The sequence below is a fragment of the Paenibacillus barengoltzii G22 genome, assembly GCF_000403375.2.
In the GTDB taxonomy this organism is placed as follows: domain Bacteria; phylum Bacillota; class Bacilli; order Paenibacillales; family Paenibacillaceae; genus Fontibacillus; species Fontibacillus barengoltzii.
Genome location: NZ_KE159652.1, coordinates 1,666,195 through 1,691,000 on the forward strand (window position 1 = coordinate 1,666,195; position 24,806 = coordinate 1,691,000).

The following is a 24,806-nucleotide window of genomic DNA, read 5'->3' on the forward strand; positions in this document are numbered from 1 at the left end:
GATGGAAAGGGGGAGCGGCTTATCATGACGATTAGCTCCAGATTTTCTGTGGCGATTCACATCTTGTCCCTGCTTGAAATCAGTAAGGACGAGATTTGCACATCGGAATATATTGCCGGCAGCGTGAACACGAACCCGGTTGTCATCCGCCGCATTATGGGCATGCTAAGCAAAGCGGGCTTGGTAGAAGTCCGTACGGGGGTGGCCGGAGCCAAGCTGTCACGGCAGCTGGATCAGATTACTCTGCTGGATGTATACCGTGCCGTGCATGTTGTGGAGGAAGACGGATTGTTTGCCGTCCATGATCAGACCAACCCCGATTGCTTGGTCGGTAAGAATATTCAAGCGGCCATTGAACCGATTTTCTCCAAGGCGCAGAAGGCAATGGAAAATACGCTTGCGGCGGTAACGCTGCAGGATGTGGTGAACGAAATTTCGGTCGTCAACAATCCATCCGTGTAACGCGAAATTCACCTTTAGCGGTCAACGGAGTGAAGCCCCCTAACGATAGGGGGCTTTTTTTGAGCGAAAAATTGACAATGCAGGCTCCTGTAACTATACTGATTACAACGATGCAATTGTAACATCCTCTGTTACACCTGCTTAACGGTCATTTATTTGTTTTTACATTGTTTTCAATTATGAAGGAGGACATCGATCTTGGCTCATCCCTTACCGATTTATCCCGCCACAAAACTGGGCGTTGTTCAACTGAAAGTTCGCGATCTGGAGCGCTCGCTCACCTTCTATCAAGAGGTGATCGGCCTTCGGCTGTTGCGCAAAAGCGGTCATGTGGCCGAGTTAACCGTAGACGGCCAACATCCTTTATTGATTCTGGAGGCAGATCCCCGTTATCGCGTGCTGCCGGAGCAGTCTGTATCTGGGCTGTACCATTTTGCCATCTTAGTTCCGGGGCAGGTGACCTTGGGGCTTGTTCTGCGCAATTTGATCCGGCATCAAATCCCCGTGGGCCAGGGGGATCACTTGGTCAGCGAGGCGCTGTACCTAAGTGATCCGGATCAGAACGGCATTGAGATCTATGCCGATCGCCCCCGCGCTACCTGGCAGAAAACGGCATCCGGCGAAATTCACATGACAACCGATCCGGTGGATATCCAAAACCTGTTACAACTCTCCGAACATGCGCAGTGGAACGGTTTGCCGGAAGGTACGCGCATGGGCCACGTGCATTTTCACGTAGGGGATTTACAGGTGGCGGAACAGTTCTATTGCGGCGTATTAGGTTTTGAGGTCACACTACACTTCGGCGCATCGGCGTTATTTATCTCGGCTGGCGGTTACCATCACCATATCGGCTTAAACCTGTGGGCGGGCAAAGGTGCACCGCCAGCGCCGGAGGATGCGGTGGGCATTCGTTACTTTACGGTAGAGCTGCCGGACGTTCCGGCATTGGACGCCGTTGTAAGCCGGTTAGATGAAGCCAGGGTGGTTTATACGCGGGAGGGGAATGAGCTGCGGCTTAGTGATCCTTTCGGCATTGGCATTAAACTTACGGTTGCTGATTGAAGATTGCGCTTGCAGCGGAAGATCCTTTAGATTTTAAGTCTTCCTTTTGGCGCGGTCCTTCACCTATAATAGATTTACGTATTATTTTAGGAGGAAAGGACCGGTCGTTATGAAAATGTTCCCTCAATTAGAAACGGAACGTTTTGTACTCAGAAGGCTGACGACGAAGGACGCCGCCGATTTGTTCCATTATTTCTCCAACGACGAAGTGACCAAATATTACGATTTGGATCGTTTCGTGGAACTCCGAGAAGCCGAGGAACTCATCCAGAAGTGGAACAGCCGCTATTTGGAGAAGCGGGGCTTTCGCTGGGCGATTACGGTTAAGGCCGAAAGCGACCGGGTGATCGGCACTTGTGGTTTTCATAACTGGTCGAAGGAGCATTACAAAGCAGAGGTCGGGTACGAGCTCAACCCAGACTATTGGCGTCAAGGTGTGATGACAGAAGTGCTGCAGGAGATACTGCGCTTTGGCTTCGAGGATCTAGGGCTGAACCGGATTGAGGCTTATATCGACCCCGACAATATTCGATCCAGGTACTTGTTGGAGAAGACGGGCTTTCATGAGGAAGGATATTTAAAGGAAACGTTCTTCGAGAAAAATCAATTTGTGGATGCGGTTGTCTTCGCTTTGCTGAAGAAGCAATATGAAGCGAAACGGAATCGGCAGTTCCGGTAGAGCTATTTCCAACCTTCCACGGCATGCATAATTCCCCAGTCTCGGCAAACAATTGTAACAGGATGTTACTTTGACTGAGGCTGGGGGTTAAGGCAAATGGTATTTATCGTTTCTTTTCTGATAACTCTGTTGTTCGTCCTCTGGGGAGCTATTGCTCCAGACCATTTGGCAGCGACAGCGGATCAGGTATTAGGTTTTTCCATCGGAAGTTTCGGCTGGTTTTATTTAATGACCACGCTGGGACTTCTTGTTTTTTCGCTATACTTGGCGTTTAGCAAGCATGGTCAGATTAAGCTGGGCGCTGTTTTATTGGTCATGGTGGATTGCTTGGGGATTTTGCAGTCCTTGATCGCCTTGGTCCTGCTGATCAGCGGAGGGCTTAACGGGTTGCAAACCGCTTCGATCGTAGCAGCACTGCCTTTTGCCGTCATTATGCTCGGAATGTGCGTTTCCTTGTTGAAGGCGTTAAAAGGTGAAGAGAAAGAACGTAAACGTAAGGAACGGCAAACCCGACAGTTTATCGAACGGTTGAAAGCGAAGGAGCAAATCGATTCTTCTCCATCCAAGGGATAGAGAGTGTGGGGCTAGGGAGACACCGCATATTTAGCGGCGCTCCCGAAGATACTCCGTTTGATAGAGGGTATGGACTCGGCGAAGCACCGTCTGAGCCTGTTCACTAAACTTCATATCCACGATTTGATCTTTGATCAGAAACACACCGGTGTGCCCGCGATGCTGACCTTGTGCTGCGGCATACAGCAAGCCGGCTCCATGGGTCGGCGGGGAGAAGAAGAGCTTCATCACCGGTTTCAGCCAGATGGGAAGCCCCGAACGTTTCCCTTTACGTAAGGTGTTGTTGCTTCCCGGATCCACGCTCCGAATCTCGATCCCCTCTGTGGCGAGTTGTGTAGCAACCGCTTTGGTCCATAAAGTAAGCGCCAGTTTAGAGGTGGCATACGGACCTAACAGCTTGCGGAATTTCACCGGACGCTCGAGCTGGTTAGGGTCAAACGCTTTAACCCGATTGATGACTGCGGACGAGGTATTGATAATCGTTTTGAAATGACCACGCTTCAGCAAATCCTTGAGTTCCATGGTGACGATATACGGCACAACGCTCATCAGCTCATAGTGAAGCTCCCGTCCTTGCTTCGAATACTCCAACTCCGGGAAGCTGCGGCCGGCATTGTTAAACAGCACATCAATCGACGCTTCATTCGTTTTAATCTGCTCCAGCGTATGCCGCAGACTAGCAAAATCCGATAAGTCCGATGTCTTGTAAGTTCTGAGCTGTCCCGCTTGAGCAGCACTTAGCAGCTTCGGATCATCCGCCGGCCAGTCCGATCGGTTTAAACCGATCACTTGCCACCCCTCTTGGATCAGCATCCGCGTTAACTCCAGCCCGATTCCGGAGCTGGCCCCCGTAATTAAAGCAATAGGTTGATTTCCATGATTCATGTTCACAGAGCCTCCTTTACTGTTATGAAGCCCTTCACTGACTTCAGGCCGATTGTAGATCTTGGAGTCGACTCCAAGTCAAGTCTTGATTTTCAAGTATTCCGAATATTGACTTGGAGCTGACTCCAAGTTGTATAATGCAGAAAAGATGGTTAACGGAGGGATCAAGCGATGGCGGCGCAATCCATTAGTCAAGACAGCTTCACGATCAAGCAAGTTGCTGAGCATACCGGGATATCCGAGGATACAATTCGGTATTACGAGAAAATTGCACTTCTCCCTCGAGCCGAGCGGAAGGAGAATGGACATCGCATTTATCACAAGGAGGACCTGGATACGATTCGACTGATTTCTTGTTTGAAAAAGACCGGGATGACCCTGGACGAGATGCGCCCCTTCCTGAAGGTGTCTGCTGATGCGAATGCCGAGGACTACCCGGAGCTCGTGGAGAAGATGATCCGGCACCGGGCCAGCATCGTTGAACAAATCGCCTCCTTGCAGCAGGTGGTTGATTTTATTGATTTGAAGTTGAAGCAGGGGAAGTACCAGCCTGAGGAATGTGAGACGGAAGGGATGACCGGCACCCCTGCTGACCATGCAAAGGATGCAACGCCGGGCAAGCCCATATCGACGGCAGAGCTGCGTTATTTTTCCGCGTCACCGAGTGAAAGCCCTTATTGAAGAATCGCTGTTCTTTTGCCATAATTAATCGAAGCAGATGACTCGTCCGCGCTGGCGGGAGTCTTACATAAAGGAGGAGCTTGGGTTGAAGGGGATTATTACCGTACTGGGTAAAGACAAAGTAGGCATTATTGCCAAGGTATGCACGTATTTGGCCGATCACAATGTGAACATTCTTGATATTTCACAGACGATTATTCAAGGGTATTTCAATATGATGATGATCGTGGATATATCTTCACCGACCAAGAGCTTTGAGACGCTGGTTGAAGAATTGCAGGAGCTGGGCCGTTCCATCGGTGTGGAAATTAAGCTGCAGCACGAAGATATTTTTAATACGATGCACCGGATCTGAGGAAGGGAAGGGACACTATGATCTCACGCGTTGAAGTACAAGAAACCAATTCGATGATCCGCGAGATGAACCTCGACGTACGCACAATCACCATGGGAATCAGCCTGATGGATTGCGCTCACGAGGATATGAACGTCTTTAACCGGAACATCTACGATAAAATTACCCGGACTGCCGAAAACCTGGTCAAAACCGGGGAGGACCTGGAGAAGCAATTTGGCGTGCCCATCGTGAATAAACGGATCTCGGTAACGCCGATTTCGATCGCTGCCGGCGGGCTGAAAACGGATACGTTCGTGCCGGTGGCTGAAGCGCTGGACCGGGCGGCGAAGGAAGTAGGCGTCAACTTTATCGGCGGCTTCTCGGCCCTTGTGCAGAAGGGTTTTACGAACGGCGACCGGGTGCTGATCGACAGCATCCCTGAAGCGCTGGCCGTTACCGAACGGGTTTGCTCCTCAGTGAACGTGGGCTCCTCGCGCAACGGGATTAATATGGACGCGGTGAAAAAGATGGGCGACATCATCCTCCGTACCGCGGAACGGACAGCGGATCGGGGTTCGATCGGCTGCGCCAAGCTGGTGGTGTTCTGCAATGCGGTAGAAGATAACCCGTTTATGGCGGGCGCATTTCACGGTGTTGGTGAACAGGAGTGCGTCATCAACGTGGGCGTCAGCGGCCCTGGGGTCGTGAAGCGTGCGCTGGAGGAAGTGAAAGGTAAGGACTTTGAGACGTTGTGCGAAACGATTAAGCGGACAGCGTTTAAAGTCACACGGGTAGGTCAGTTGGTTGCACAGGAAGCGTCGAAGCGCCTTGGCGTTCCGTTTGGCATTATCGACTTGTCGCTGGCTCCGACACCGGAGATTGGCGACTCCATCGCAGAGATTTTCCAAGTGATGGGCTTGGAGGAAGCAGGAGCGCCGGGAACGACGGCCGCGCTGGCGATCTTGAACGATAACGTGAAAAAAGGCGGCGTCATGGCCTCCTCCTACGTTGGCGGCTTAAGCGGTGCGTTCATCCCGGTCAGCGAAGACCACGGGATGATCGAAGCGGTGCAGCGCGGTGCACTGACGCTGGAGAAGCTGGAGGCGATGACGTGCGTGTGCTCCGTTGGCCTTGACATGATCGCGATTCCGGGGAACACGAGCGCCGCGACGATCTCGGGCATTATCGCGGACGAATCGGCTATCGGCATGGTCAACAACAAGACGACCGCCGTTCGGATTATTCCGGTGATCGGCAAGGATGTTGGCGAGGTCGTGGAGTTTGGCGGTTTGCTGGGCTACGCGCCGATTATGCCGGTTAACGCCTTTAACTGTGCGCCATTCATTGAGCGGGGCGGCCGGATACCGGCGCCGATCCACAGCTTTAAGAACTAACTAAGCGGCGGGGGACGCAGCTATGTTCAAGACGATTGGACTTCTGGCGCATGTTGACGCTGGGAAAACCACCTTTGCCGAAGCGTTGCTCTACCACACGCAAACGATTCGCAGCCGCGGCCGAGTTGATCATCGCGACGCCTTCCTGGACAGTCACGAGATCGAGAAGGCAAGGGGCATCACCGTATTTGCCGACCAGGCGGAAATGAGATACGGGGATAATACCTACTTTTTGCTGGATACGCCGGGCCACGTCGATTTTTCCGCAGAAATGGAACGGGCTTTGCAAGTGCTCGACTATGCGGTGATCATCGTGAGCGCAGTGGAAGGGGTGGAAGGCCACACGGAGACGGTCTGGCAGCTGCTGCGGGCATATGGGATTCCTACGTTTTTCTTTATCAATAAGACGGATCGTACCGGAGCGGACCCGGACCGGGTTCTGGAAGATATCCGCCGCGAGCTGAGCGGAGATGTGCTGGATCTGTCGGCATGGGCAACGACCGGCCAACTGGACGAGACGGATAAGGCACGGCATGCGGAACGAGATGAGTCGTTGCTGGAACCGTTCTTGGAAGGGACCTTATCCGATGAGGAATGGAACGAACATCTCATTCGTATGGTTCAACACGGCCATGTGTTTCCTTGCCTGCGCGGATCTGCGCTGCTGGATATCGGCATTGACGTGTTTATGAAGGCGCTGGATCGTCTCACAGTGACCCGGTATGATCCGATGCTTCCGTTTGCGGGGCGGGTGTACAAAATTCGCCATGATGAGCAAGCGACGCGCATCACCTTCATCAAGGCGTTACAAGGCTCGTTAAAAGTGAGAGATGAACTCACCTACGGCCCGGAAGGCGAACAACGCACGGAGAAAATAACCGCCATTCGCAAATACAACGGACAGCGGTTTGTGCAGGCCGATTCCGTTCAAGCCGGGGAACTGTTCGCGGTAACCGGCTTGACGGCGCTATCTTCCGGTGAAGGCATCGGGGCGTTGGTTGACCCGATTCGCCGTGAGCTCGCCCCCACGTTGCAGTCGAAGGTGCAATTTGAACCGCCGCTTCATCTGAAGGAAGTCCTGCGGGTCTTTCAGCTGCTGGACGCCGAGGACCCGACATTAGGAACCCGCTGGGATGAAACGCTGCAGGAGCTGCATATCCATGTCATGGGCAAAATTCAGTTGGAGATCTTGCAGCAGGTCGTCCAGGAACGATTTGGGATGAAGATTACGTTTGGCCCGCCGGAGATTTTGTATAAAGAGACGATATCTACATCGGTGAAGGGCTGCGGTCACTTCGAACCATTAGGTCATTATGCCGAAGTCCATTTGCGGCTGGAGCCTGCGGAACGGGGCAGCGGGGTGACGTTTGTAAATGCTTGTCACGCGGATGATCTATCCGTAGGCTATCAAAATTTGATTGGCCAACATGTGCTGGAACGAGAGCACCACGGCTTGTTGACCGGCTCGCCGCTGACGGATGTGCGCGTTACGTTACTTACCGGACGCTCGCACAATAAACATACCAGCGGAGGCGATTTCCGCGAGGCGACGTACCGCGCGATTCGGCAGGCGTTGGAGCAAGCGGAGAATATGCTGCTGGAGCCGGTGTACCATTTTAAAATCAAAGTGCCCTTAGATCAGCTCGGTAAAGCGTTAACCGATATCCAGCAAGCGCATGGCCGATTTGATCCGCCGGAGACGGCAGAAGAGACGGCCGTGATTTCAGGTGTCGTTCCGGTAGCGACATTTATGGATTATCCAACAGAGCTGGCAACGATGACGCACGGGAAAGGTTCAATTATGCTGAAATTCGGCGGTTATGAGCCTTGCCATCAAGCTGAGACGATCATCGCCCAGAAGGACTATAATAAAAATGCCGATCCGGCATATACCTCGTCCTCGATCTTTTGTTCTAAGGGGCAAGCGTATTCTGTGCCGTGGGACGAGGCGCCTAAACATATGCACGCTTCGGTATCATGAGGTGATTTAATGTATCCCAAAATTTTGATCGCCTTCGTTCTATCGATCATTCTCACCTCGTGTACAAGTCAGCCTATGAAAGATGATCCGAATTCCGAGGCGTACACCTTGTACCACAATATTTTTTATCATCAATATTCGACTCAACTCGCTCTTTTGGCAGACATTTTGGAACGGATCTCCCAAGTGGAGCTCGATCAAGAAGAATCGGCCTACATTCAAGGAAAAATTGACGGGTACTCCGAAAATAGTTGGTTTGTTTTCTACTCGATGAATCGCACGGATAGTCCGTCTCTGGATCAGGCAGTGCCCGCAGAACTTCGTTCTGCCATGTATGAGGTCATTGACGAGACCAATCAGTTATTAAGTTCCTTGAACGAAAAATTGGATGCGCATAATAAACTTACCGTTGCACAAGATAATCAGGAGCTTATTCAAGAACTGATTCAGCAGTGTGATGAGCTGAACGTCACCTCAAGTTATATCAAAGACGAGAAAAATTGGAGCTCCTACAAAGAACAGCTACAGTTGGCTCTGCTGAAGTTTCAAGAGTTTCGAGGCAAAATCCAGTCGGAATAATGGATTTCTTCTCGTTATGTTGACAATCCGTTATTAGGTGCATATAATATCCAATAATTCCATATTGCCAAATGTGTTGATTAGAAATAGTAAACGTGATTTGACCTTTCAGAGAGCCGTTGGGTGGTGCGAAACGGCAGTGTCCGTCATGTTGAACTCGTCTATGAACAGCTGCCTGATATGTAGGGTAAGCCGGGATTCCGCCGTTACAAGGATAGATGGTGTCAGCCATCGAAAGAGATCATTTCATCATGTGAAATGAATTAGAGTGGTACCGCGGGTTCAACCTCGTCTCTATAGCAGAGACGGGGTTTTTTTGTTGATTAAAGTCCGGGTTTAATCAACCCCGCTTCACATAGATTCAATCCAAATTCAAAATCAAGGAGCTTTCAGATGGAACGTTACCGCAACATTATCGTACTGGATACAACGTTACGCGATGGGGAGCAAGTCCCTGGTGCCAAATTAAACGTACGGCAAAAGCTAGAGTTTGCTCAGCAGCTGAAGCGCCTCCGTGTAGATATTATTGAGGCCGGCTTCCCTGCGTCCTCACAAGGTGATTTTCAGGCGGTGCAGCAAATTGCCCGAACCGTAGGAGACAGTGTAGGCATTACCGCGTTGGCACGGGCGGTAAAATCCGACATCGATGCCGTGTACGAAAGCATCCGTGAGGCCGAACAGCCGTTAATCCATATCGTGCTTGGCGCCTCTAACGTCCATGTGGAGAAGAAATTTAACCGCTCCAAAGATGCCGTTCTGCAAATGGGTGTCGATGCGGTGAAATATGCGAAAACACTACTGCCGCAGGTTCAATATTCAACCGAGGACGCTTCGCGGGCGGATTTTGAGTATTTGTGGAAGACGATCGAGGCGGTCGTCAAAGCCGGAGCCACGATGATTAACATCCCCGACACCGTGGGCTACGCGGAGCCGGAGGAATTTGGACACCTGATCCGACGCATTCACGAGCGGCTGAAAAATCTCGACGATTCTGTAATCCTCAGCGTCCATTGTCATAACGATCTTGGTTTAGCCACCGCCAATACCTTAAGCGCCATCAAGAACGGGGCCGAGAAAATCGAGTGCACGATTAACGGTCTTGGTGAACGGGCCGGAAACGCCTCGTTGGAGGAAGCGGTGATGGCCTTGAAGGTACGCGAGGCGCTGTACGGATGTCGCACGAACATCGATACGAAGGAGCTGATTCGCACGTCACGGCTGCTGACCCATTTGACGGGACTCGATGTGCAGGTGAACAAAGCGATCACCGGAGACAATGCGTTTGCCCATTCCTCCGGAATTCACCAAGACGGTCTGTTGAAGGATAAGCAGGTGTATGAAATTATGTCCCCTGAAGAGGTGGGGGCTGAAAGTATGGAGCTGATTTTGACGGCCCGTTCCGGTCGGCATGCGGTGAAGCATGCGGTGGAGAAGTTGGGGTTCGATACGTCGGATGCCGTGGGGTTTGAACGGTTATTCCAACGGTTTTTGACATTGGCCGATGCGAAAAAAGAAGTGTACGACCATGACCTTTACTACCTGCTAAGTGAACATCAAGAGCCAAGCGATGCTGCTCATCCGCTGTTCGAGCTCACGTCGTTCCAAGTCGTGACGAATGACATATGCCCAACGGCCACCGTCACCTTGAAGATCAACGGACAAGAGCGGAAGGGCAGCGCGATTGGAGATGGTCCGATCGACGCGTTGTATAGTGCGATTAAGTCGTTAACTGGCATCGATGCCAAACTGACCTCCTATAAGATCAACAGCATTTCCCATGGGAAGGAAGCGATCGGACGGGTGAACATTCAACTTGAGGTCGGAGGAAAAACCTACACAGGACGTGCCATGGACACCGATATTATCAAAGCGAGCGGTCAGGCCTTCGTGAATGGCATCAATGCGATGGTATTAGCTGGTGCGATCGAAAATGATAGTGACATAACAAATGTTATGTAAACTAAGTTAAATGATTCGCTAAATAAAGAGGCAGAAGGAGTTCGCATAACGAGAGCCTTCTGCCTTGGCTTTTATTGTTCATTCAGTTGGGATAATGCAACTTCTTTTTCGTTCTCCGGTTGACCAAGCGGATAAATCCGTGCGGTTTCTTTCTTGTCGTCAACATGTTGAATGTAAACCGGTTCGCCATCGCAAGTGACGTTGATCATAGTAGGGGAAGCGACAATCTCTTTCGCGCGTTGACTGTCCATTAGGTAACCTCCTGTTGTCTTATAGTTCAGTCTCTTCTGCCGATCATAAAATACCCGATTCCCCCAGATTTTATTCTTTCATGTCATGAAACATGAAAATTTGTAAAGTTTAATCATCAATTTGATTTAAAAGATTTACTTTAAAAACTCTTCTACTTATATTTAATAGAGTAGCATATCAAAAAATGGTAGAGGAGGAATTAGATTAATGGTTTGGAGAAACAAAGCCGTCGGCAAGTTTCTGGCGATCAGTACCCTCGTTGCAGGACTTGCTTCTGGAGCGGTGGGGTTGTCCGTAAATGCGGCGGATTCCGGTAGCACGCCGGCCAAGGACTTTGAGCTGCGCGTCCTACATACGAATGACACGCATGCCCACCTGGACAACATCGCTCGCAGGGTGACGGCCATCAACACAGCAAGAAACGATCACACGTTGTTGCTGGATGCAGGGGATGTTTTCTCGGGAACGTTATATTTCAATCAATTTAACGGTTTGGCCGATCTGTACTTTATGAACGAGTTGAAATATGATGCCATGACGTTTGGGAATCACGAATTCGACAAAGGACCAAGTACATTAGCTGAGTTCATTAAGCAGGCCAAGTTCCCATTTGTTAGTGCCAATCTGGACTTTAGTGCGGATGTGGACCTGAAAGGGTTAAGCCATTCCGAGCTGGGCAAACCAGGAGAGTCAGGTCAAATTTACCCGGCCGTAATTAAGGAAGTTGCCGGGGAGAAGGTGGGGATCATTGGCTTAACTACGCCTGAAACCTCCGTGTTATCCTCGCCTGGTCCTGACATCAAGTTCGCGGATGAAGTTGAAAGCACACAGAAGCAAGTTGATGCTTTGGAAGCCGAAGGGATCAACAAAATCGTTGTGTTGTCTCATTTGGGGTATACCGTTGACCAACAACTAGCTGAAGCCGTCAATGGGATTGATATCATCGTAGGCGGCCACTCCCATACCGTTCTGAATGCTCCGGAGGTCCATCATGCCGATGAAGAACCTACGTTGATCGTGCAGACCGGCGAATATAATCAAAATTTAGGTCAACTGGATGTCACTTTTGACTCCGAAGGGAAACTAACCGCCTGGAAAGGCGAGTTAATCGCGCTGGATGCCAAAGACGATGCCGGCAACTATGTGATTAAGAGCGATGCCGCAGCGGAAGCCAAGCTGAAGGAATATGCTGCTCCGCTGGAAGAGCTGAAGAAGACGGTAATCGGGAAGACCGAAACGGATTTGGACGGCGAACGCGGCAGCGTACGTAAGCAAGAGACGAATCTCGGCGACTTGATCGCGGATGGCATGCGCTCGAAGGTGATGAGCATCGTAAAAGAGTCCAACGTTAAAGGGTATGTTACGATCCAAAACGGCGGCGGGATTCGCGCTTCGATTAAAGCAGGAGATATTACCCTGGGCGACCTGCTCACCACAATGCCGTTCGGGAACAACTTAACGGCACTGAAAATGACAGGAGAAGAAATTGTCGCTGCACTGGAGAACGGTGTGAGTGGTGTTGAAAATGGGGAAGGGCGCTTCCCGCAAGTTTCGGGCCTGCGTTTCTACTACGATTCGACGAAACCAGGTGAAGTGATCGACGATGTGACGGGTGAGAAGACACAATCCGGACAACGCATCGTGAAAGTCCAAATTCAAAACGATGATGGCACTTATTCCGATATCGATCCTAAAGCATACTACATTGTGGCCACGAACTCGTTTATGGCGAGCGGCGGGGATTTCTACGCATCGATGAAGCAAGCGAAGGACGCCGGTCGATTCTATGAGCTGAACCTCGTGGATTATGAAGTGTTCCATGAGTATCTCGACAAAGTGGGTACGATAAAAGCCGCCACGCAAGGGCGGATCACAGATCTGAAAGGGGCCGCATTACCAGCGGAAGCGGGCGGCAGTTCGCCAACTGCCCCAGGCACGACGCCTGAAACACCTGCATTTACGGATATTTCTGAAGATCCCCATGCTGCGCTGATCAATGAAGCTGCAGCTGCGGGTATTGTCGAAGGGTATGGGGATGGCACCTTCCGTCCTCAAGCGGAGGTAACCCGTGCTGAATTTGCGGTTATGATCAGCCGTGCGTTCCAAGTGCCGGAATCCACTGAAGCTGCGGGATATTCCGATATCTCGGAAGTGCCAAGCTGGGCTTTACCTGCAGTAAGTTCGCTTAAGCAAGCAGGAGCGCTTGAAGTGTTCGGGAAAGAGACGTTCCAACCAAAAAGCACGCTTACTGCAAAAGAAGCTGCCGGAGCGATTGCTGTCCTCTCCGGCAAAGAAGCCAATCTGGCTGGACTTGTCGCAGAGGCCAAGGTGACACGCAGCAGCTTGGTGTTGCTGATTCAATCTGCGTTGAAATAATTCTACACAAATGTTTACCACCGCCTAGCCTAGTTCCTTTGGTTAGGCGGTGTTTTTTTTTAAATGGGGTAACTGTTTAAGATTTGCGCGGTGGATTTTGATCGTATTCATCCGCCAGTTCTTCCAGCGATTTAATAGGACCATGTGGGTTTTGTGCTTGCTTCCGACTTTTCATGGCATTCATTTTAGTGCGTTTCGATTTGGTCATCATCGACATCCCCTTTCATTTGTACGGTGAAGAACCAGGAACGTTCCTCCGCGATAGTTTGAGACGCGCCCAGACGAAATATTCATTCGGTGAGCGGGGGCATCCTTGCGATATTTGCGGTGGCGTTTGCGGAGAAGAGGGATTATAATCTTTTTCAATATTCACAGGTTTGGGGGGCTGGAAATGGAAGAAATCGAGCGATGGTATGATACGCAATATGACGAATGGGAGCGGTTGGAACGACATCGAATCGAGTACGACATCACAAGACGTTATCTCGACGAATACATTACCGGCGAGCAATTGCGCGTATTGGATATCGGGGGAGGGCCTGGCAGATATTCGATTGATTTGGCTGAGCAGGGACATGAGGTCACGCTGTTAGATTTGTCTATGCGACATCTGGAAGTAGCACGGACCAAAGCTAAGGAACGAGGAGTTGCTCTGAAGGATTATATTCATGGGAATGCCTTAGATTTAAGCGGAGTTCATGGGGAATTTGATGTTATTTTGCTGATGGGGCCGTTGTATCATTTGGTGGAGGAGAAGGATCGGAAGAAAGCGGTGGAGGAAGCACTTAATCGGTTAAAACGGGGCGGCCTTCTTGTTGCCTCGTTTATCTCGAATTACGCTCCGCTTCAGGATTATCTGGCCCAACTGCGACCGTTTGATTCCGTTGATCAACTGCTCGATTATTTAAATCATGGTGTAAATCAAGTAGCCCAGGGGTTTACTACGGCCTATTTTTCAGGGTATCCGGAAGCTAGAAATTTGATGGCAAGCTTTGGCTTAACAGAACTGATCTTTGCCGGAGTTGAGAACATCTTAGGCAGCAAGGAAGCTGAAATCAACGAGCTCGAGGAGCCGGAGTATCAAAAATGGCTTGAAATCGGCTACCGCCTGAGTCAAGATGAATTTCTGATCGGGACCAGCCAGCATTTTCTCTATATTGGACGCAAATCTTAACATTTCCGATCCGCAAGGGATCAAGAAAGCAGCCGCATCGGTTGGTTGGAATCTTACCGTTCCGGCAGGGAAGAAGCTTTAATCAAAAAAGAAGTCGCAGGATATGCGACTTCTTTGTGCTGTTTAGAGGGTTATATGCCTTAAAACGTTCCGGCCATTTGGATGGCTTGTTGAAGGGCTTGCTCTTTAATTGCTTCGGCTTGATCTGGTTTTTCACTGGTTCCTTCAACATAAATGACCTGAACATCGTCAATGCCTAAGAATTTCAAGGTTGCTTTGATGTAGCTGTGGCTAAATTCAACGTCTTGGAACTCCCCGTGAGAGAGTACGGTGCCGGATGCCTGAATGTGTATCACTTTTTTTCCTTGCTGCGTGCCGGTTAATCCCCCTAATCCTCGGCGACCATTATTGGCTCTGGTGAAGGTTCTTCCAGGAACCGTGATCGCGTCAAAGTAAGTTTTTAAAACCGGAGGGAAGGCATAGTTCCAGACTGGATTTACAATCACCACTTTATCGGCGGTCATAAATTGTTCTACGATTTCATTCATTCGGATTGCTTTGGCCTTCGATTCTTCACTGAGTTCCTCGAAGGAAGGACCTGCTGGAGGTTGCCCCCAACGACGTAACAGGTCTGCATCGAATTGCGGGATGTCCATGCGATACAGATCCAAATGAATTACTTCATCGTTAGGGTGGGTTTCCTTGTATGTTTCGATGAATTGCTCACCAACAGATAAGCTGTACGTATCGCTTGTAAAAGGATGAGCTGTTATATAAAGTACGGTTGTCATGATTGAGTACACGCTCCATTTCTTATTTTTGATTGTTCACCAGAACAGCATATCGAAGAAGTTCCCCTTATTAGAATGAACATTCCCATTCAGGTGTGTTGCCTTTATGAAATTGAAACTTAACTTTCGTTGAGTATCATAAACGATTTGAGAACGATTAGTCAAGAATTAAATTTCGAAATATATCGAATCAAGGAGCAAGATCCCAGCGATTTTGCTCCTTGATATTTTGGGCTCCACATTAAGAATCGAGCTGTGAAAGCTCTTCTGTATTTGCTTGATGAATTGGATGAGAATTCATTGTACGAACTCTATGCATTAGCCCCCAATGGTTTAACACATTAAACAATGGCTCCAATGTATTTCCGTATTCGGATAGAGAATATTCGACTTTAGGGGGTTTGTCGGGAATGACACGTCTTTCGATCAATCCCGCTTCTTCCAGCTCTCTAAGTTGTTGCGTGAGCATTTTTTGAGAGATGCCGGTGAGCTCTCTTCGAAGTTCATTAAACCGTTTGCTTTTATCATGAATAGTCCATAATAAGTTGAGTTTCCACTTTCCACCGATGATTTTTAGAGTTTCATTGACATTGATATCACATTCGCTCTTCATCTCATTCAAAACCTGCTGGTCAATTTCAGATGTTTCCATGTTCATGTTAGTCATTCCCTCCAGAATACTCCTACAGATAAATTCCATCTAAGTATTCCCACAAATTATTAATGATGCTTAGTATACCTTAAAGTCCTTTTAGGTTAAAGAATCATCTGAAGTGATCTATGCGATTTGAGGTTGGAGTTGATGTAGTTACAAAAAAGTGACTATCAGAAGAAAAAGTGCCTCCTTGTCCAAATAAGTTGATTGCTTCTATACTTAGTCACGAGCCAATCAATTGACTTTAACTTGAAGTGAATGGCGTAAAAAATTTGAAGTACGCCAGAATACAAATATTAGGAGGAAGTCCTCATGATCGTCGTTACAGGGGCAACAAGTAATACTGGACGAGCTGTTGCATTGAATTTATTGGAAGCAGGAGCCCAAATTAGAGTTGTGGGACGCAGTCTTGATCGGTTGCAGCCTTTTGTTTCAAGAGGAGCTGAGGCTTTTGTAGCTGAACCAACGGATAAGGAAGCAATGCTGCGCGCATTTCAGGGAGCAGAAGCAGCCTATGTTATGCTTCAACCGGGCTTTATAGCTGACAGTGAAGACTTCCCAGCTTATCAGCAAGCAGTCATCGATGCCATTGTGCCTGCACTAGTTCAAAACGGCGTACGTAATATCGTTGCTTTAAGTGGTTGGGGGGCAAATTATGAACATGCATCCGGACCCCTTGCTGGACTTCGCTTACTGGAAAATCGATTACAAGCAGAAAGTTCGCTGCGTGTACTTGTTTTGCGTCCAGGTTGGTTTATGGAGAATGCAATCCCATTAATCTCTGCGATTAATAACACGGGGAACGCAAGCAGTCAGTTACGAGGAAACTTGCGATTGCCAATGATAGCGACAAGCGACATTGGAGCGGTTGCTGCGAGTTCCTTATTGAAACCCATGAAAGAAGGTTTCGAAGCTCGCGAGGTTCAAGGCCCTGATGAACTTACTTTAACTGAAGCAGCCGATATTATTGGTCAAGTAACTGGTGTCCAGGGGGCATCCTATGTACAAGCTTCCCCGATTGATGTGAAAGCAGAGATGTTAGGCGCTGGTTTCTCTGACCATATGGCAGAAGCCTTTGTGATTATGTCAGATGATCTTAACGCAGAACGGATCATCATGTTGCAACCTTTGGAAGAGCGTATTATTACTCGTACTGGGTTTGAGACCTTTGTTCGTCATACTTTAGAAATTCAATAATTTAATTATTAAATTGTCTTTTAGAAAGCGAGGGTTTTCTTTGATCAATAAGGATGAAGACTTGGGGGCTTACCTAAATTGGAAGATTGGGAATAAGACACTTACTACATTAAGCGATGGATATAATCCAATCGATTATGACACCATTCACTCGATCCCGAGAGAAGTAGGGATTTATCTTCAGCGCGAAGCGCACCGAACTGATAATCCGATTTTTACTCATAACATGTTCCTTATTCGGGGCGATGATCATCCTCCAATTTTAATCGATGCCGGTATGGGAGGATCTGCTGGTCCTACATTAGGTTGGCTTACAAGTTCTTTAGCAAAAGCAGGCGTGAAAAAGGAAGAAATCGGGTTAATCTTAATGACACATTTGCACCCTGATCATTGTGGAGGACTCGTGGATGAGAACGGAGAAGCCGTTTTTCCGAATGCTACACTTGTAGTTCACGAAGATGAAATAGATTTTTGGCTCACTTTAGAAGGTGAGCAACGTTCACCGGAAAGTCTTAAACCGTTTTTTGAAATGGTTCGAGCATCCGTAAAACCTTACCTTGAGCGTTTGGTAAAAATCACCTCCGGAGAAGTTGCCCCTGGCATTAACAGCTGTGCCACTAGTGGGACATACTCCTGGACATACCGGTTATGTGGTAGAAAGCGAGGGAGTGGAGGTTTTCATTTGGGCAGATATTGTACACCTGCCAGCAATACAACCTGCGTGGCCGTCCGCTGGAGTAATCCACGACGTCGATCCAGAACTCGCCGCAGCCACGAGAAAGAAAGTATTTGTTGAAGTAGCTGATCGGAAACAGTTAGTAGCAGGAAACCATTTAGAGTTTCCAGGTTTAGCTTATTTAGAGCGCAAAGGTGAAGCCTTTAAGCTAGTCCCACAACTCTGGATTTCTAAGCTATAAATATATGATATTAGTCGGGAGATAAAAGGAAATATACACTTAAAGTCGCGTAAATGCGGCTTTTTTTATTTCCATAAAACATGCTAATATTTGAAATATGATAAATGCTACAGCACCTGTGGCCATTTATTCTATAACGTGGAAACTTACCCTTTTACCTCGTGCTTCCCAAAAGCGTTGTAACGAAGTTAATCTGACCAACTTGAAATAACTCAACTTGAACCATGTGGGGAGGCGGTGTGAAATGAAAACTTATAACTGTGGACTGGAAATTTCTCTAGATCTCATCGGAGGAAAGTGGAAGGGGCTTGTGCTGTATTATTTGTTAAAAGGGCCTAAACGCACAGGGGAGCTAAAGCGTCTCATAAATCAGATATCGCAAAAGATGCTGATTCAAACACTGCGGGAACTAGAAGCAGACGGATTAATCAGTAAAAAAATGTACAACCAAGTACCGCCTAAGGTGGAATATTCAATGACAGCATTAGGTCGATCCCTCGAACCCATTTTGAAATTACTGTGTGATTGGGGAGAGGATTACGCGGAGCAATCCTACGCTCCAGGCGAGATTACGATTTTGAATCTAGAGTGATCAGGAACGTTCTAAAATCAACAGGCACGGGACAAATCAACATGTATTGTCCATTGTCCCGTGTTTTAATTCAATAGGATCTTTATCGAGTTACACTAGTCAGTTGGCTACCCCATTCTCCGATCGGGTCAAGCCAACTGACTGTTCGATCATCAATGAGGTCTGCAAGAGCCTCTTCATACTCACTACGGTAAGGCTTCGGAAGTTCATTCTGAATCCAGGTTTCCCTGGTCCCTTGCCAGATCTCGTAAATGACGAGATCATTCGGCTGGTCGATATCATCAGATACAATGGCATTGATAAAAGCAGGCTCATTTCTGAAGTCATTTATCAATGAGAACAAACGGTCTCGGAAGTTTTCTTTCATTCCTGGTTTTATTTTGAACCGAATATTGAGAATAACTTGATTTGTAATTGTGGACATCATCGCACACTCCTCATCATTTCATAAAATTGTGGCCACAAGAGTCATTATGGACTATGAGTAATCTTGGGAAAAGTACACACTTTTGGGTTACATAGTCACTAAAGAGTAACAATTGAGGGAGAGGAGGGGCCTGCTTTGATAAGTATTTTTTTCATTGGTGGAAGGTTGATTTAGATCATTCAGAAGTGTCGGGTGACAAGAACATATATCATTAACCGTGATTGATAGGCATTATCATTTATGAGTTCAAGCTTCTAAAAACGTTCCCGAGTTTTGTACACACCGCCCGTCACACCATGAGAGTACACAACCCCCGATGTCGGTGATATAACTGCACCATAAAGGATTTTTTCAGTAAAAGGGCATATAATTGTGTGATTAAGTCTATAAGGAGGTCTAGAATGATTAGACCAGTTCGTACGAGGAAGATACGTAAACCTGTAGTTCCACTGACAAACCTTCGTTCAAAAAAGGTCGAGGCAACGGCGGCAAGATACAGGAAAATTACAATAAATGTCCCTGATGCGCCTGTGAGTGTAGCGATCCCTGAGACCATAAGTTTTTATATAGATACACGGTTTACAACGTCGCAAGTGAATAGACTAAGAACGATGATTGTAGGCTTGCTTGGCTTTTGGAATGGCCACTTTACGGAGCTTAATGATGGCGCACAACGTTCCAGATACCAAAATTGTGTTAATCAATATGCACGCTTTAATCTTTCACCAGTTTGGTTTGATGAAAAAATTGCAAACGGGGCAGCAGCTGCGGCTGTTCAGATGGATGGACTAACAACAATGATTGCTGCAAATGGATTTGGTCGTGCTCCCAAGGCATACATCAAGTACCAGAAAAGCGGTAATTTCACGATTAAAGGCGTAAATGCATCTAATCCCGAACTAAATTCGTTAAGCATTACCGTCAATGCTAGTGCCCTTAGCTTAACATCCGTATCCACAGTTTTTTTAACAGGATCTCTTCATCATGCTTGGCTGCATCGCGAAGGATATAGGCATCCAGCAGGTAAGTTTACGTCATACTTTGCTGGAGAGTCCAGCATGTGTCTCATGCGCGGTAATTCAAATAAAACTCCTGGAACATCTGTAAGCGCCTATACAGACTGGCTTGACTAATCCTATTGGAAAAAAAACGACTCATCTGATCCTCCTATACGCTGAAATCAGCTAATAGGCATGGATTATAGCGGATTTTTATTAAATAAATCAACTCCCGTATCCCTTCTTACGTAATTTAGATGAATAAGGGGGGGATTACACTTCTTGCGAATTAAAACATGCCGTTCAGTTGCGCCTAGCCGTGTAAAGCAAATGCTCATTTACGCCAATCGCTTTGTTGGCATGCAGTATAGAAAACATCCGCCTCGCCTTGAAATTGACTGTTCCCAGTTCACGAGAATGGTGTTTGCGAAGATTGGTGTTAAGCTTCCGCGCACTTCAGGTGAACAAGCGGAACTGGGAACTATGGTCAGCTTAGAGGAGCTACGTCCTGGAGATTTGATCTTTTACCATATACCTGATCGCAACCCAATTGAGGGCTCTGTTGGACACGTAGCTATCTATGCTGGCAAAGGGAGGATGGTACATTGTTTGCCAACTTCGAATGTGTTCTTAACAAACTTAAATAAACCTTATTGGAAAGCAAAGTACTTGTTTGCTAAACGATTATTGGATTAAATTAGATGACAAATTGAATCAGCTACAGCCAAGGACGTGAAATCTTTAGTCCTAACTGGTAGCTGCGACTTGAACTTGTTCAGTCTAGAACAATCCAGACTGAACAAGTTTTTTTGACGTGAACGAGAAAGACGAATATGAGTTCGTTCCTGAGGTTTGCGCTTTATTTTATGCTTCATTTTGCTATAATTTAATTACATTAAATCTAGGTTTAATGCAATTTTAATTGTAAGCGTTTTTTATAGATTAATATGGAGAGATCTTCACGCAAAACATCATCGATAAATTACATAAATAGGTGGGATTGTCTTGAATGATGCAGAAGTGCTTGAACGGTATGAGCGGGAACTAAGTTATTTTGACATATACATGAAAGACCGCGGTTATTCAAAAGAAACACAAAACGGTTATCAACATGATCTAAAGAAGTTTCTCAGGGATTTACATGGCAAGCCGGTTGCCGAGGTGACTGACCTGGATGTGATGCGCCATCTCACGAATATTCGTGAAGCGGGGAGCGGCGCACGTTATCGCAACAGATGTCAATCAGCGATTCGTCTGTTTTATAAGGTCATGATTAAATTTAAGCTCGCCGCTAATAATCCCGTGATGGAGATCGAAAGAGCCAAGGTGGAAAAAAATAAAAAGCCCGTTTTTCTTCAGCAACAGTATCTTGAAACCTGCCTGAGCCAAATCGAGGGAAGGTATATGGCTAGAGATGTGGCCATTATCGCTTTGATGGCTTATGCTGGTTTACGCGTTTCGGAAATTGTCCGCTTGGACCTTACGGATTTTGACCCGATTGAATCCAAAATTGGCGTACACGGGAAAGGGGATAAATGGAGGTACATCCCGCTTCCGATCGAGTTAAGCCGGCTGCTAGAAGAAGCCTTAGCCCATCGGCAAACGCCTAAAAATAAAAAGGATGAGCAAGCCTTTTTCATTTCGCAATTTGGCCGCCGAATTAGCAAACGTATGGTTCAGGTGATCGCTGATCGAACGCTGGATGGCTTGGTGGAAACTTACCCGCAGCTCAAAGGACAACCCTTATCTGCACATAAATTTCGCCATTCCTTCGCGTCTAATCTACTCAGAAATGATGTTGATATTCGGACAGTACAGGAATTGTTGGGACACGAGGACATCTCGACAACGCAGATCTATACGCATGTATTAGATGAAGCTAAGGAACTGGCAATGAGCAAGGTTCGGCCTAATTTAGCATTTATGAATCAAAATAGGAGATCGCAGTAAATGCGACCTCCTTAATCCCTTTACATTAAAAACCTTTGGCCATTTGGATGGCTTGCTCAATTGCCTTTTCTTTGATCTCCGCAGCTTGATCCGGTTTTTCACTTGTTCCTTCAACATAAATAACCTGTACATCGTCTATGCCAATGAACTTCATAGCTGCTTTGATATAACTGTGGCTGAACTCAACGTCTTTAAACTCTCCGTGAGCCGGAGGCTTGAATATGCATCACTTTTTTGCCTTGCTGCGTCCCTGTTAATCCTCCTAATCCCCGGCGACCGTTATTAGCTCTGGTAAAGGTTAATCCGGGAACCATTAGCGCATCGATGTACATTTTTAATACCGGAGGGAAGGAGTAGTTCCAGACCGGGTTCACAAAAACAATTTTTGTTGTTAATCATAGTTTTTCTCGTTGCACTATTCGTTTGAAGGTTCAGCAAGTGCAGAAATGATTTCTTGTGTCGTCCGGATACGTCCTATGCGTGGGAATATGAAGTTCTTCACGTAATCATGCCCGGTTTGGGTAAAACCCGTCATGGCATCGATCGCCAAAATTAACTGATACCCGTGCATGAACGCTTCCCGCGCTGTCGTATCCACACCCAACTCAGTAGCGATACCGCATAATACGATGGTGTTGATTCCTCGGCGACGCAACTGCAGGTCGAGTTCTGTTCCGTAAAAAGCTCCCCATTGTTTCTTAGTGATAATATGGTCTGTTTCGGTAACTTGCATTTCTGGGAGGATTTGATCCCATCCCTCTGGCAGATTGAGAGGTGGAGCAGGCGAATCCAACTTTGGATTTGGAATATCTTTCAAGTCCTTGCTAGATACCCGAACTAATGCCACCATCGAGCCTTGCTCACGGAAAACGATCTCCGCACATATTCCAGAAGTCGTGTATAGAGCTAGGATTAATTCATTATGATTCGTTTATTCAAAAAATAAACAGCATTTTAACAGCAATTGAAAAGATGGAATAATTACCTCAATTTTGAGAAAATACATCCATTATTCTGGTTATCAATTCGTGCCATTTCAAAAGGGGAGCGAACACAACATGAGTGAACAATTATTTAAACTCGGTTTTTCGAACTTGGATCCTTGAACAAAACGCCGTACCGCTGAAAACGCAAGGGCGCATTCCTTACTGGTTAAACGGTACTTTGTTCCGAAATGGCCCGGCCAAATTCTCCGCGGATGAAAACGCGGGTTGGCATACGCATTGGTTCGATGGACTTGCCATGCTGCATAAATTTTCGTTTTGCGAAGGCAATGTGATTTACTCGAACCGTTATTTGAGATCGAACGCTTACTACTCGACGCTGGAAAAGGGACAATTTAATATCGGTTTTGGCTCGAAAGGCGGCACCAGTATCAAGTATGCCAACAATACGAATATTAACGTGGCTATTCTTGACGACCGATTTGTGGCGCTAACCGAAAATCCTGGCATTATGGAATTCAATCCGGTTAATCTCGAAACCGTAGACGTATTCAATTTCGACGACAGTCTGGGCGGCCAGCTGACGACGGCGCATCCGCATTATGATCTGCAGACCGGACGTTACATCAACTTCACAACTGAATTCGGACGTGCACATGCGTATAATGTGTATTCTGTAGCTCCGCATAGCCGCAAGCGAGATTTGATTGCCTCGGTTCCGACGGATCGGCCAGCCTACATGCACAGCTTTGCAAACACGGAAAATTATGTCGTCATCACGGAATTTCCGCTCGTGATCGATCCTCGCGATTTGGCAAATGAACACAAAACGCTGATCGAAAACTTTACATGGAAGCCGGATCATGGAACGCTGTTCCGCGTTGTGCGCAAGTCAGATGGGGTCATTCTGAAAACTTTCGAAGCCGAGGCTTTCTTCTCTTTCCATCACGTGAATGCTTTCGAGATCGACGGCGGTTTGGTTTTGGACATTTGCGCCCTAAAGGATGACAACATGGTAAATCATTTGCATGTCAGCAATTTGAAGGGGAATACGGGCGAGCCTATTTTCGTTCAATTGCGCAGATATACGGTGAAGTTTGATTCGCGAAATGTTTCTTACGAAGCGATCTCTCCAGAATCCATCGAACTTCCGACGATCAATTACGCCCGCTCTAGCGGCAAATCTTACCGCTACGCGTATGGAATTAGTACCAACAAGGAGCGTTACGAGAATTACCCGAATCAATTGGCCAAAGCGGATGTGCAGAACGGTACGACAACAATTTGGCGTCAAGACGGTTGCTATCCAGGTGAACCGATATTCGTTCAACGACCGAATGCGAATGACGAAGATGACGGTGTCGTATTATCGGTCATTCTGGACGGTCGCAATTCACATTCCTTCTTGCTCGTCCTAGAAGCGCAAACGTTCGAAGAATTGGGAAGAGCGGACGTAATTCACCATATTCCTTTTGGTTTTCACGGGATGTTCACTGGCGAGCAATATATGTAAAGAGCTGTCCGGTGAAGAGCATGCAGTGGCTCCCGGGCGAGTCTAATGCAAGCTCAGATACCGAGCTCCTGTTGCTTTACAGTGGGCAATTCAAGAAGAAAAAATAATTAGCTGGAACGTGAGAGGGAATGGCACGTGATAGGGAGCTTAACGAACGGTAAAATTAATATTCGAGTCACAAGAACATTGTCCTATTCAAGTTCGCGTAAATCGCGGACTTTTTTAGGTGTGCCCAGCATAGGCGCTATCTCGAAGGTGCAAGTCCCGATTAGTGAAGGCAGTAGTAGCCGTTAGCTTAAGACAAGGGTGTCGACCGCGAGGTCGAATCTGAAGGATTAGTGCCTGCAGAAAACCAGAGTGAGGTAGGTGGGCGGAGATTTATTCATCACTCTTTATAATTACGTAAAATAATAATTTGACGAATA

At 47.4% G+C, this 24,806-nt stretch carries 27 protein-coding genes, 2 pseudogenes and 1 other annotated feature; of the genes and pseudogenes, 20 read left to right on the forward strand and 9 right to left on the reverse strand.

Annotated features, from left to right (window positions below):
• Positions 1–24: 24 nt before the first annotated feature.
• From C812_RS07785 to C812_RS22800, 5 genes and pseudogenes are all read left to right on the forward strand, one after another.
• The gene (locus tag C812_RS07785) at positions 25–462 is read left to right on the forward strand and encodes an Rrf2 family transcriptional regulator (RefSeq protein ID WP_009226129.1); all 438 of its coding nucleotides are present in this window, start codon (positions 25–27) and stop codon (positions 460–462) included.
• Positions 463–657: 195 nt separating this feature from the next.
• Positions 658–1,527, forward strand: coding sequence for a VOC family protein (locus C812_RS07790; protein ID WP_036624432.1), 870 nt, complete (start codon positions 658–660; stop codon positions 1,525–1,527).
• A gap of 109 nt (positions 1,528–1,636) precedes the next feature.
• Positions 1,637–2,206 carry a GNAT family N-acetyltransferase gene (locus C812_RS07795; RefSeq protein ID WP_016312123.1) on the forward strand — a complete coding sequence of 190 codons (570 nt, stop codon included), beginning with the start codon at positions 1,637–1,639 and terminating at the stop codon, positions 2,204–2,206.
• A gap of 96 nt (positions 2,207–2,302) precedes the next feature.
• Positions 2,303–2,497 (forward strand): annotated as a pseudogene (locus C812_RS22795) (BCCT family transporter); the annotation flags it as partial.
• Between the two features lie 39 nt (positions 2,498–2,536).
• A pseudogene (locus C812_RS22800) lies at positions 2,537–2,779 on the forward strand (BCCT family transporter); the annotation flags it as partial.
• A gap of 30 nt (positions 2,780–2,809) precedes the next feature.
• On the opposite strand, the gene C812_RS07805 reads toward C812_RS22800, so the two are convergent.
• Complete coding sequence (locus C812_RS07805; RefSeq protein WP_016312125.1) at positions 2,810–3,664, reverse strand: SDR family NAD(P)-dependent oxidoreductase; 855 nt, start codon at positions 3,662–3,664, stop codon at positions 2,810–2,812.
• A gap of 171 nt (positions 3,665–3,835) precedes the next feature.
• Between C812_RS07805 and C812_RS07810 the strand changes: the two genes are divergently transcribed.
• The 6 genes from C812_RS07810 to C812_RS07835 all read left to right on the forward strand — a co-directional run bounded on the left by C812_RS07810 (position 3,836) and on the right by C812_RS07835 (position 10,595).
• Positions 3,836–4,345, forward strand: coding sequence for a MerR family transcriptional regulator (locus tag C812_RS07810; RefSeq protein WP_016312126.1), 510 nt, complete (start codon positions 3,836–3,838; stop codon positions 4,343–4,345).
• An 85-nt stretch (positions 4,346–4,430) separates the two neighbouring features.
• Entirely contained in the window at positions 4,431–4,700 is a 270-nt protein-coding gene (locus C812_RS07815) for an ACT domain-containing protein (protein ID WP_009226124.1), read from the forward strand.
• 17 nt (positions 4,701–4,717) lie between these two features.
• Positions 4,718–6,076 (forward strand): PFL family protein, encoded by a 1,359-nt coding sequence (locus C812_RS07820; protein WP_009226123.1) that lies wholly within the window; start codon positions 4,718–4,720, stop codon positions 6,074–6,076.
• Between the two features lie 22 nt (positions 6,077–6,098).
• Positions 6,099–8,057 (forward strand): elongation factor G, encoded by a 1,959-nt coding sequence (locus C812_RS07825; protein WP_016312127.1) that lies wholly within the window; start codon positions 6,099–6,101, stop codon positions 8,055–8,057.
• Between the two features lie 108 nt (positions 8,058–8,165).
• Positions 8,166–8,636 (forward strand): hypothetical protein, encoded by a 471-nt coding sequence (locus C812_RS07830; protein ID WP_167669300.1) that lies wholly within the window; start codon positions 8,166–8,168, stop codon positions 8,634–8,636.
• A 67-nt stretch (positions 8,637–8,703) separates the two neighbouring features.
• Positions 8,704–8,935 (forward strand) — a binding site (T-box leader).
• 94 nt (positions 8,936–9,029) lie between these two features.
• The gene (locus tag C812_RS07835; protein WP_016312129.1) at positions 9,030–10,595 is read left to right on the forward strand and encodes a 2-isopropylmalate synthase; all 1,566 of its coding nucleotides are present in this window, start codon (positions 9,030–9,032) and stop codon (positions 10,593–10,595) included.
• Positions 10,596–10,666: 71 nt separating this feature from the next.
• On the opposite strand, the gene C812_RS07840 is transcribed toward C812_RS07835, so the two are convergent.
• Complete coding sequence (locus C812_RS07840) at positions 10,667–10,846, reverse strand: small acid-soluble spore protein H (RefSeq protein WP_016312130.1); 180 nt, start codon at positions 10,844–10,846, stop codon at positions 10,667–10,669.
• A gap of 208 nt (positions 10,847–11,054) precedes the next feature.
• Between C812_RS07840 and C812_RS07845 the strand changes: the two genes are divergently transcribed.
• A complete protein-coding gene (locus C812_RS07845) occupies positions 11,055–13,223 on the forward strand; it encodes a 5'-nucleotidase C-terminal domain-containing protein (RefSeq protein ID WP_016312131.1) in 2,169 nt (722 codons plus the stop codon).
• Positions 13,224–13,299: 76 nt separating this feature from the next.
• Here the strand turns inward: C812_RS07845 and C812_RS22805 are convergent, their stop codons facing one another.
• Positions 13,300–13,431 (reverse strand): DUF6254 family protein, encoded by a 132-nt coding sequence (locus tag C812_RS22805; protein ID WP_244268280.1) that lies wholly within the window; start codon positions 13,429–13,431, stop codon positions 13,300–13,302.
• A 183-nt stretch (positions 13,432–13,614) separates the two neighbouring features.
• Here C812_RS22805 and C812_RS07850 point away from each other — a divergent pair, with 183 nt between their 5' ends.
• Positions 13,615–14,397: a class I SAM-dependent methyltransferase gene (locus C812_RS07850; protein ID WP_016312132.1), complete on the forward strand. Its 783-nt coding sequence runs from the start codon at positions 13,615–13,617 to the stop codon at positions 14,395–14,397.
• A gap of 140 nt (positions 14,398–14,537) precedes the next feature.
• Here C812_RS07850 and C812_RS07855 read toward each other — a convergent pair whose 3' ends face one another.
• Together C812_RS07855 and C812_RS07860 are read right to left on the reverse strand one after the other, a co-directional pair.
• A complete protein-coding gene (locus C812_RS07855; protein WP_016312133.1) occupies positions 14,538–15,188 on the reverse strand; it encodes an FMN-dependent NADH-azoreductase in 651 nt (216 codons plus the stop codon).
• A 241-nt stretch (positions 15,189–15,429) separates the two neighbouring features.
• Positions 15,430–15,846 carry a winged helix-turn-helix transcriptional regulator gene (locus tag C812_RS07860; protein ID WP_016312134.1) on the reverse strand — a complete coding sequence of 139 codons (417 nt, stop codon included), beginning with the start codon at positions 15,844–15,846 and terminating at the stop codon, positions 15,430–15,432.
• Positions 15,847–16,155: 309 nt separating this feature from the next.
• On the opposite strand from C812_RS07860, the gene C812_RS07865 reads away from it, so the two are divergent.
• The 3 genes from C812_RS07865 (at position 16,156) to C812_RS07875 (ending at position 18,549) form a co-directional block, all read left to right on the forward strand.
• Entirely contained in the window at positions 16,156–17,040 is an 885-nt protein-coding gene (locus tag C812_RS07865; RefSeq protein ID WP_016312135.1) for an NmrA family NAD(P)-binding protein, read from the forward strand.
• Between the two features lie 40 nt (positions 17,041–17,080).
• A complete protein-coding gene (locus C812_RS21810; RefSeq protein WP_016312136.1) occupies positions 17,081–17,836 on the forward strand; it encodes an MBL fold metallo-hydrolase in 756 nt (251 codons plus the stop codon).
• 365 nt (positions 17,837–18,201) lie between these two features.
• A complete protein-coding gene (locus tag C812_RS07875; protein WP_016312137.1) occupies positions 18,202–18,549 on the forward strand; it encodes a winged helix-turn-helix transcriptional regulator in 348 nt (115 codons plus the stop codon).
• A gap of 82 nt (positions 18,550–18,631) precedes the next feature.
• Here the strand turns inward: C812_RS07875 and C812_RS07880 are convergent, their stop codons facing one another.
• Complete coding sequence (locus C812_RS07880) at positions 18,632–18,973, reverse strand: putative quinol monooxygenase (RefSeq protein WP_028537631.1); 342 nt, start codon at positions 18,971–18,973, stop codon at positions 18,632–18,634.
• Positions 18,974–19,377: 404 nt separating this feature from the next.
• On the opposite strand from C812_RS07880, the gene C812_RS21815 reads away from it, so the two are divergent.
• The 3 genes from C812_RS21815 (at position 19,378) to C812_RS07890 (ending at position 21,924) form a co-directional block, all read left to right on the forward strand.
• Positions 19,378–20,109 carry a hypothetical protein gene (locus tag C812_RS21815; protein WP_016312139.1) on the forward strand — a complete coding sequence of 244 codons (732 nt, stop codon included), beginning with the start codon at positions 19,378–19,380 and terminating at the stop codon, positions 20,107–20,109.
• A 147-nt stretch (positions 20,110–20,256) separates the two neighbouring features.
• Positions 20,257–20,670 carry a C40 family peptidase gene (locus C812_RS07885; RefSeq protein ID WP_016312140.1) on the forward strand — a complete coding sequence of 138 codons (414 nt, stop codon included), beginning with the start codon at positions 20,257–20,259 and terminating at the stop codon, positions 20,668–20,670.
• A 309-nt stretch (positions 20,671–20,979) separates the two neighbouring features.
• Positions 20,980–21,924 (forward strand): tyrosine-type recombinase/integrase, encoded by a 945-nt coding sequence (locus C812_RS07890; protein ID WP_016312141.1) that lies wholly within the window; start codon positions 20,980–20,982, stop codon positions 21,922–21,924.
• 25 nt (positions 21,925–21,949) lie between these two features.
• Here the strand turns inward: C812_RS07890 and C812_RS22945 are convergent, their stop codons facing one another.
• From C812_RS22945 to C812_RS07900, 3 genes are all read right to left on the reverse strand, one after another.
• Positions 21,950–22,078: a hypothetical protein gene (locus tag C812_RS22945; protein WP_279626213.1), complete on the reverse strand. Its 129-nt coding sequence runs from the start codon at positions 22,076–22,078 to the stop codon at positions 21,950–21,952.
• Positions 22,079–22,115: 37 nt separating this feature from the next.
• On the reverse strand, positions 22,116–22,256 hold the full coding sequence (locus C812_RS22950) for a hypothetical protein (RefSeq protein ID WP_279626216.1): 141 nt from the start codon (positions 22,254–22,256) through the stop codon (positions 22,116–22,118).
• A gap of 83 nt (positions 22,257–22,339) precedes the next feature.
• Positions 22,340–22,837: an isochorismatase family protein gene (locus tag C812_RS07900; protein ID WP_341860318.1), complete on the reverse strand. Its 498-nt coding sequence runs from the start codon at positions 22,835–22,837 to the stop codon at positions 22,340–22,342.
• A gap of 149 nt (positions 22,838–22,986) precedes the next feature.
• Between C812_RS07900 and C812_RS07905 the strand changes: the two genes are divergently transcribed.
• Positions 22,987–24,381, forward strand: a complete 1,395-nt coding sequence (locus tag C812_RS07905) for a carotenoid oxygenase family protein (RefSeq protein WP_016312143.1) — start codon at positions 22,987–22,989, stop codon at positions 24,379–24,381.
• Positions 24,382–24,806 lie beyond the last annotated feature (425 nt).

Coding starts and splice junctions, on each gene's coding strand:
- C812_RS21815 (WP_016312139.1), top strand. CDS start 19,378: ATGATTAGACCAGTTCGTACGAGGAAGATACGTAAACCTGTAGTTCCA.
- C812_RS07850 (WP_016312132.1), top strand. CDS start 13,615: ATGGAAGAAATCGAGCGATGGTATGATACGCAATATGACGAATGGGAG.
- C812_RS07795 (WP_016312123.1), top strand. CDS start 1,637: ATGAAAATGTTCCCTCAATTAGAAACGGAACGTTTTGTACTCAGAAGG.
- C812_RS07880 (WP_028537631.1), bottom strand. CDS start 18,973: ATGTCCACAATTACAAATCAAGTTATTCTCAATATTCGGTTCAAAATA.
- C812_RS07785 (WP_009226129.1), top strand. CDS start 25: ATGACGATTAGCTCCAGATTTTCTGTGGCGATTCACATCTTGTCCCTG.
- C812_RS07840 (WP_016312130.1), bottom strand. CDS start 10,846: ATGGACAGTCAACGCGCGAAAGAGATTGTCGCTTCCCCTACTATGATC.
- C812_RS07860 (WP_016312134.1), bottom strand. CDS start 15,846: ATGAACATGGAAACATCTGAAATTGACCAGCAGGTTTTGAATGAGATG.
- C812_RS22945 (WP_279626213.1), bottom strand. CDS start 22,078: ATGAAGTTCATTGGCATAGACGATGTACAGGTTATTTATGTTGAAGGA.
- C812_RS07825 (WP_016312127.1), top strand. CDS start 6,099: ATGTTCAAGACGATTGGACTTCTGGCGCATGTTGACGCTGGGAAAACC.
- C812_RS22805 (WP_244268280.1), bottom strand. CDS start 13,431: ATGACCAAATCGAAACGCACTAAAATGAATGCCATGAAAAGTCGGAAG.
- C812_RS07875 (WP_016312137.1), top strand. CDS start 18,202: ATGAAAACTTATAACTGTGGACTGGAAATTTCTCTAGATCTCATCGGA.
- C812_RS07845 (WP_016312131.1), top strand. CDS start 11,055: ATGGTTTGGAGAAACAAAGCCGTCGGCAAGTTTCTGGCGATCAGTACC.
- C812_RS07865 (WP_016312135.1), top strand. CDS start 16,156: ATGATCGTCGTTACAGGGGCAACAAGTAATACTGGACGAGCTGTTGCA.
- C812_RS07805 (WP_016312125.1), bottom strand. CDS start 3,664: ATGAATCATGGAAATCAACCTATTGCTTTAATTACGGGGGCCAGCTCC.
- C812_RS07835 (WP_016312129.1), top strand. CDS start 9,030: ATGGAACGTTACCGCAACATTATCGTACTGGATACAACGTTACGCGAT.
- C812_RS07855 (WP_016312133.1), bottom strand. CDS start 15,188: ATGACAACCGTACTTTATATAACAGCTCATCCTTTTACAAGCGATACG.
- C812_RS22950 (WP_279626216.1), bottom strand. CDS start 22,256: ATGTACATCGATGCGCTAATGGTTCCCGGATTAACCTTTACCAGAGCT.
- C812_RS07810 (WP_016312126.1), top strand. CDS start 3,836: ATGGCGGCGCAATCCATTAGTCAAGACAGCTTCACGATCAAGCAAGTT.
- C812_RS07820 (WP_009226123.1), top strand. CDS start 4,718: ATGATCTCACGCGTTGAAGTACAAGAAACCAATTCGATGATCCGCGAG.